6 protein-coding genes are annotated in these 6,812 nt (G+C 45.9%); 5 read left to right on the top strand and 1 reads right to left on the bottom strand.

Annotated features, from left to right (window positions below):
- The first annotated feature begins 168 nt into the window (after positions 1-168).
- The gene (locus F5971_RS18200; protein ID WP_089503654.1) at positions 169-1,068 is read left to right on the top strand and encodes an Rpn family recombination-promoting nuclease/putative transposase; all 900 of its coding nucleotides are present in this window, start codon (positions 169-171) and stop codon (positions 1,066-1,068) included.
- Positions 1,069-1,314: 246 nt separating this feature from the next.
- On the opposite strand, the gene F5971_RS18195 is transcribed toward F5971_RS18200, so the two are convergent.
- Positions 1,315-1,638, bottom strand: a complete 324-nt coding sequence (locus F5971_RS18195) for a flagellar protein FliT (protein WP_193496364.1) — start codon at positions 1,636-1,638, stop codon at positions 1,315-1,317.
- A gap of 223 nt (positions 1,639-1,861) precedes the next feature.
- Between F5971_RS18195 and F5971_RS18190 the strand changes: the two genes are divergently transcribed.
- The 4 genes from F5971_RS18190 to fliS all read left to right on the top strand — a co-directional run bounded on the left by F5971_RS18190 (position 1,862) and on the right by fliS (position 6,670).
- Positions 1,862-3,661: a flagellin N-terminal helical domain-containing protein gene (locus tag F5971_RS18190; RefSeq protein ID WP_193496362.1), complete on the top strand. Its 1,800-nt coding sequence runs from the start codon at positions 1,862-1,864 to the stop codon at positions 3,659-3,661.
- 80 nt (positions 3,662-3,741) lie between these two features.
- A complete protein-coding gene (locus tag F5971_RS18185) occupies positions 3,742-4,149 on the top strand; it encodes a flagellar protein FlaG (RefSeq protein WP_193496360.1) in 408 nt (135 codons plus the stop codon).
- A 54-nt stretch (positions 4,150-4,203) separates the two neighbouring features.
- Positions 4,204-6,252 carry a flagellar filament capping protein FliD gene (gene fliD, locus F5971_RS18180; RefSeq protein ID WP_193496358.1) on the top strand — a complete coding sequence of 683 codons (2,049 nt, stop codon included), beginning with the start codon at positions 4,204-4,206 and terminating at the stop codon, positions 6,250-6,252.
- Between the two features lie 22 nt (positions 6,253-6,274).
- Positions 6,275-6,670: a flagellar export chaperone FliS gene (fliS, locus tag F5971_RS18175; RefSeq protein WP_193496355.1), complete on the top strand. Its 396-nt coding sequence runs from the start codon at positions 6,275-6,277 to the stop codon at positions 6,668-6,670.
- Positions 6,671-6,812 lie beyond the last annotated feature (142 nt).

Here is a 6,812-nt window from a genome sequence, read left to right as displayed (position 1 = left end):
CGCATCCATGCGGCATGCACTCTCTGAAAGTGATGGGTAGAGTGCCTTTGAGAGTGTTGTGGTGTACTTGGCTTTTTAAAAGCATTAAAGTTTAGGTAGTAAGTTCAGCCATTGAGTTGGGTTTACGGCTTTTAAAGGATAAACAATATAAAGATCAGGATGATCATCATGCAAAACTTCGATTTGTTAGACCCCCGTAATGACTATGTGTTTAAGCGCATTTTTGCTGAAGCGCCAGATTTGTTGGTACATTTGATCAATGATGTGCGGCCAGATTTGCCGAGTATTACATCGGTAGAGGTGTTAAATCCGAGTATTAATCCAGCTGAGTTGACAGGCAAATACATCATTCTCGATGTGCTGGCGCAGGATGCGGAGAATAACCGCTATAATATTGAGATGCAGGTACGCCGTTACAATGCATGGGGTAAGCGCAGCGCGTATTATTTGGCGCGGATGTTGAGTGAGCAGTTGGATGCGGGGATGGATTATGCCAAGCTGCAAGCAGCGGTTGGGATCCATCTTCTGGACTTTGATTTATTTATGGATAATGAGGCTCAGCAGCAACAGGCGGTTTGGCGTTTTGAAATGCGAGATGAAAAGCAGCCGGATGTGCGCTTAGGGAACGAATTGCAGGTCAATTTGATCGAACTGAAAAAGGCGGATCGATTAGAGTTGAGTTCGGGATCTTTGAGGTTTTGGATTGAGTTTCTGGAGCATTGGCAGAGTCTGGTTCAGATGGTGGATATACCTTATGAGCCAGTTAAAAAGGCAATGGAGCGATTGAAGATGATTAGTGCAGATGATGAAGAGCGTCGATTGGCATTTGTGCGTCAACGGGCGATGCATGATGAAGCGACCTTGTTGAAGGAAGCGAGGGAAGGTGGTTTTGAACAGGGCATTGAAAAAGGCATTGAGCAAGGCATTGAAAAAGGTCGCCAAGCCCTGATGCGTGAAACGGCACTTAAGCTTATTGCCCAGACCGAAATGGACGATGTGATGATTGCAGAGCTGTCAGGTTTAAGTGTGGACCAGGTTGAACAGTTGAGGCTTAAAGCTAACCACTGATTTTTTAGTAGAGCTAGCTGACTGTTTAGCTTAGGCACTCTACCCACCCCTTCCAGAGAGCCGCCGTAAATACGTCCGTGTAGGCTTGAATGCCGCATCCATGCGGCATGCACTCTCTGAAAGTGATGGGCAGAGTGCCTTTCGGGGTTTGCATTGAACTAAACGTATAAAGCAAAAGCCTGTGTGTAAACAGAGTCAGCAACCTGGCTGCAAGTTTATGGGCCCGTCCAAAGTTCATACACCGCCTTAACCCAACGGCTTATACGCCTTCTGCATGCGCTGTCCTTTTTTCAAATCATGGTTTTCATCAAGCAACTCGGATTTGAGTCGTTCTATGCGTTGGCTCATGCCTTGATCAGCGTCTTTTATTTGTTTCAGAATTTCAGCCAAACGTAGGCTTTCTTTTTCGGATTGCACGGGGCGTTCGGAGATGTGATCGCGTAGTTGCAGCAAGAGCTTTTCCCGTTCATTTTGCAGCAACTCGAGCGCTGCCCAATCCCTTGCATCTGTATAGGACAGCGCTTGTCGGGTCAGGTCCGATAACTTTTCGGCTAGGGACATTAAGGTCATGCACGCGTCTCCAAAGATAGAATAAACATTTTTGCTAAAGTTAAGTGTGCGCGAGTCGATAACTGAATTCAACCACGGTGCTTTGAATCAAAGATGAAAAAAGTTCTAAAGGTTCTGACAAAGTGGGCGATATAGAGATCATAAGCTCAGTTGACATGCCAGTCAGCTGTTGATGAATAAAGACGCATACGGGCATTCCGATGCACTCTGAGGAGAGACTCTCATGGCTATGGTAATTAACTCAAATATTCAGTCACTCAATGCACAGCGTCAGTTGAACCTGTCTCAGACTGATTTGAAAAACTCGATGGAACGTCTTACCAGTGGTAAGCGTATCAACTCCGCTAAGGATGATGCTGCAGGTTTGGCAATTGCAAACCGTATGACTTCACAAATCAAAGGCTTGAATCAGGCCGTGCGTAACGCCAATGACGGTATCTCCATGATCCAGACCGCTGAGGGTGCATTGCAAGAAACCACCAACATACTTCAACGTATGCGTGAGCTCTCTGTGCAGTCTGCGAACGGAACCTACGATACTGGTAACCGTTCAACCCTGAATGCGGAAGTCACTCAATTGAAAGCAGAGTTGACACGTATCGCAGAAACCACCAGTTTCAACGGTCAAAAGTTATTAGACGGTACTTTAGGAAAGGTCGGTCTGCAGGTCGGTTCAGAATCCAACCAGCTGATTAGCTTTGAAGTGGGTAAATTAGATGCGAAAGGTTTGGGTGGTCAGCCTGCGGGTGATTTGATTAGTGCTATGTTGGTAGGTGGTAATACAGCACTTAACGCTATTACCGGTGGTAGTGATGGAGCAAATGATTTAACAGTCTCAATCAATAAGCAAAATATCGGTGACTTGAGCTCTACTTCAAACTTAAAAGAGTCGCTCGATATAATCAACTCAAATGTCTCAGGTGTTACTGTGAGTGCATTCACTGAGTTAGAAGCGACCGGAACAAGTACAGGTATTATTCGTGGTAGTGATAAATTAACGATTTCAATTGTTGGGCCATCAACAGAAGCTAATCAGATAGAAATCGTTGATACAGGTAGTATGCAAGAGGTAGTGGATAAAATTAATGCTCAAGGTGCTGGACTGATAAAAGCTGAGCTTAATGATGATGGGAACTTGATTTTGTCAAATGATACTGGTGCTACTATCAGTGTATTGGGGTCAGGTACTACTCCTGCTGGTAATGCTGATCAACAAGCTGGCTCGAATGCAGTTGGTTTTGGTACCACTGGTGCGACACGTCAAGCGCAACTCGCGTTCACTATTACAGACCCAAATGTAAAAAATGTGGATATTGAGATACAAGCAACTGGAACTGTAGCGGGTACTGCTGCCGTAACCAATATAGGTGTTCAAGCAAGAGAGGGTGCAGACATTACAGGAGGAGCTGTTGCAGGTGGTGCAGCATTAGATATCGTTGAGGGCGATATCAAAATTAACGGTGTGAATGTTGCAGTCGAGAACTCGGCGGCTGGTACATCTTCAGAAAATAATACCGATGCTTTAGTAGCAGCCATTAATAAAGTCAGTGATCAGACAGGTGTAGTGGCAAGTAAAGTGGAGATAGGGACAGATTTCGGCCTTAAACTTGATTCTGTTAGTGGTCAAGAAATTAAAATTGAGCTAGGTGATACCGCAACTTTGGCTAAGACTGGATTGTTAGAAACCAATAATGCCAAGTCCGTCGGTAACTCTGTCGCTAACATCGATATATCAACTGCAGCAGGCGCTCAAAAAGCAATCGATATTATCGACACAGCGTTGGAGCAGGTGAACTCGACTCGTGGTGATCTTGGTTCGGTTAATAACCGTTTAGAATTCACCATTAACAACCTGTCGAACATTTCCGAGAATTCTGCAGCTGCACGTTCACGGATTGAGGATGCGGACTTTGCGGCTGAAACAGCAGCGCTGTCACGCGCTCAGGTGTTGCAGCAGGCGGGTAGTGCGATGTTGGCTCAGGCCAATGCTGCTCCACAGCAGGTACTGTCTCTTCTTCAGTAATTAAGAGACATTAGGTTATACTCTAAAATGCCACCTGCACCTAACGGGTGGCATTTATCTTTTAAACAGCGAGGTGTGTTATGTCGATTGAAAGCATGAATGCCGCTGCAATCGCGCCCTCCGCGTCCCAGTCGCGACCGGATTCGGTGTCTTCGCGTGTAGAGACGAACGAGGTTTCGTCGGCTATGTCGACTAAGAACTCTTCCGAGTCATCTAACGTCTCTTCAGTAAATGCACCAACAACGGAAGAACACAAGGTCCTTTCGATTGAGAAACTTGAAGAAGCAATTGATAAGCTAAACGATATGATGCGAGACGGTCAGCGTTCGTTGAGTTTCTCGGTGGACGATAGCGCAGAAAAAGTCGTGGTACGCGTAGTGGATGTGCAAACCAGTGAGGTGATCCGTCAAATTCCGACGGAGGAAACTCTAAAGTTTGCGGAGTATTTAGAGGGAATGGTGGGTTTACTGTTTAACGATAAGGCCTAGTACAGCTTCAATGTAAGTGATCGTACATGAGTTAAGCAGGCATCGAGGTGGAGCATGAGTACAAATCTGGTCACAGCGTTAGGGGCAGGGTCTGGTATCGATACCAAAACACTGGTCAGTGATTTGGTTGCGATTGAGCGTCAGCCTGCGGAATCGCGCTTGGATAAAAAGCAAAGCAATCTTGAAGCGCAGATTTCAGGCTATGGGGTGTTTAAAAGTGGCTTATCTGAGTTTCAAAGCTTATTGCGTCCTTTAAGCGATCCGAATACCTTTAGTGCGCGCAGTGTATCTTTCACCGAAAGCAATACCGTCACGCCTACCAAATTAGATGCCGATGCCGTAACGGGCAATTATCAAGTCGAAGTGCTAGCCTTAGCGCGGTCACAGTCATTAGCCACTGGCATTGTCTCGGATCGACGGGCCGAAATCGGGACAGGTACCTTAGAAATTAATTTTGGCACTTGGAACACAGGGGAAACTGAGTTTACCCGCAATACGTCTAAAGAGACCTTACAGATTACCATCGATGCCACGAACAATAGTTTGGAAGGTGTGCGAGATGCCATCAACCGTGCTAACGCAGGTGTGCAAGCGTCTATTATCCAGGATGGTGGGCAGTTTCGTCTGATGATTTCCTCTCCGACGGGTGAGGCGAATGCGTTGTCCGTTACCGCGACCGATACGGGCGGCAGTGGGCCTGCCTTGTCTTCGATGTTTAATTTTAACGAAACCAGCAAAACGTTGACGCAAGGGCAGGCTGCAACGGATGCTAGTTTGAAAATCAACGGATTGGAAATTAAGCGTGATTCGAACGAAATCAAAAACGTCATAGCAGGGCTTGAGTTCACGATCAATAAGCAAAGCCCAGGTGAAATTATCAACTTTTCCATTACCGAAGACAAAGGCACGGGCGAACAGGCCATTCGTGATTTTGTTGAGGGCTTTAATACCTTTTACAAGTTAGCCACAGACTTGACTGGGTATAGTCGTAATGAGACTAACCAGTTAGTCAAGGGTGATTTGGCATCCGATGGTATTGCGAAAAGCATGGTTTCGCGTTTACGTGAAATGTTGGTGTCCTCAGTGCCGGGTGTTAATTCAGATTTCTCGTCTTTAGCAACCTTGGGAATCAAAACCGAATTGGATGGCACGCTGTCGATTAATGAAAAAGAGTTTAGCGCAGCCATTAATAACAACTTCGACAAGCTCGCTGCGATATTTTCACCGCAGATTAAGTCTAATTCATCATCTGTGACAGGAACCTTAGGCACCGCGGCAAGCAATGCTCAGGCGGGGCGGTATGAGATAGAAATAACCACTGCACCTGAAAAAGGCAAGTACACAGGCAATGAGTTGGACAGTGGTTTTCAAGCCTTTTCAACGGGTACGGATGATTTCAGCTTTCGCTTAAGGATTAACGGTATAGAGTCTGGGTTGATTCAGTTACCTCAGAACAAAACCTATAATACGGCAGAAGAACTCGCGGCTGATATGCAGTCACTGATAAACGCCGACTCTAAGTTCAGTGGCCCGACAGCGGGTATTGATGTTGCGTATGATACGGCAAGTTCATCGTTTACCTTTACCTCTCGCGAGTACGGCAAATCGTCAAACGTTGTCTTTACGAATGTGAGTGGCGAGGCGCAGGATAATATTGGTTTGGCCGTTAGAGCCGGACAAGCGGGTAAAGATGTAGTGGGTACCATTAATGGGGTGGCTGGCTTTGGTGCAGGAAACGTCTTGCTACCTGCATTGAACTCTCCGGCCTATGGTCTTAATTTTACAATATCCGAGTCGGCTTCGGGTGTCCCTTATTCTGCTACCATTGATTACTCGCAAGGGTTAAGTGGTGAATTGAATCGACTGGTTGCCAACTTTTTGGCGAAGGATGGGGCGATTGATAGCCGAGAGTCGAGCTTAAATCGTGACCTTACCTTGATCGGAGATGAGCGAGAAAAGTTAGATACACGCATGGATCGGCGATTTATTCAGCTACAAGCACAATTTCTTGCAATGGAGCGTATAATCTCCAATTTTCAGGCGACAGGCGATCAGTTAGATGGACTGCTTGATCGTTTACCTTTCACAGCTAAGCGACGTTAATAACAGATTTTGGTAACTAACTATGAACGCACCTAAAGCTTTACAGCAATATAAGCAAGTCGACATTCATTCAACGGTGCAGACCGCTTCTCCGCACAAACTTATTTCAATGTTATTGACTGGAGCGTTGGAAGCCTTTGCCAAAGCCAAGGGGGCGATAGAGCGCAATGAAATTGATGCGCGTGCCGCACATTTGAATAAGGGTAATGATATCTTGATTGCCCTGCGTGATAACCTAAACCTTGAAGAAGGTGGAGAGGTTGCTAGTAATCTCGATAAGCTTTATGTGTATATGTTGGAAACATCGCTACAAGCAAATCGCTTAAACGATGCTGAAAAAGCACAGGAAATCATGAATCTCCTTCTTGAAATCAAACAAGGCTGGGACGAAATGCCTATCGAATACCGTAACGGCTAGTCACGTACTCATCTCCTCCCTTGCCCCTAGTGTGACTCCGTTGCCTAGGGGCTTTTCTTTGAATCTCTGCGATCTGTTCACTTAAATTCTCTGCTAGCATATCTCTGTTCTCTATTAAGCTGTTTAGCTTGTCTGGGTTGAT

The organism is Nitrincola alkalisediminis (assembly GCF_009821115.1).
Lineage (GTDB): Bacteria > Pseudomonadota > Gammaproteobacteria > Pseudomonadales > Balneatricaceae > Nitrincola > Nitrincola alkalisediminis.
Note: the sequence above shows the minus strand (reverse complement) of the source record. Positions and strands in the feature narration are given on the sequence as shown.

Excerpts from the sequence above, each read along its gene's own strand:
- fliD (WP_193496358.1), top strand. The coding sequence starts at position 4,204 with ATGAGTACAAATCTGGTCACAGCGTTAGGGGCAGGGTCTGGTATCGAT.
- F5971_RS18195 (WP_193496364.1), bottom strand. The coding sequence starts at position 1,638 with ATGACCTTAATGTCCCTAGCCGAAAAGTTATCGGACCTGACCCGACAA.
- F5971_RS18185 (WP_193496360.1), top strand. The coding sequence starts at position 3,742 with ATGTCGATTGAAAGCATGAATGCCGCTGCAATCGCGCCCTCCGCGTCC.
- fliS (WP_193496355.1), top strand. The coding sequence starts at position 6,275 with ATGAACGCACCTAAAGCTTTACAGCAATATAAGCAAGTCGACATTCAT.
- F5971_RS18200 (WP_089503654.1), top strand. The coding sequence starts at position 169 with ATGCAAAACTTCGATTTGTTAGACCCCCGTAATGACTATGTGTTTAAG.
- F5971_RS18190 (WP_193496362.1), top strand. The coding sequence starts at position 1,862 with ATGGCTATGGTAATTAACTCAAATATTCAGTCACTCAATGCACAGCGT.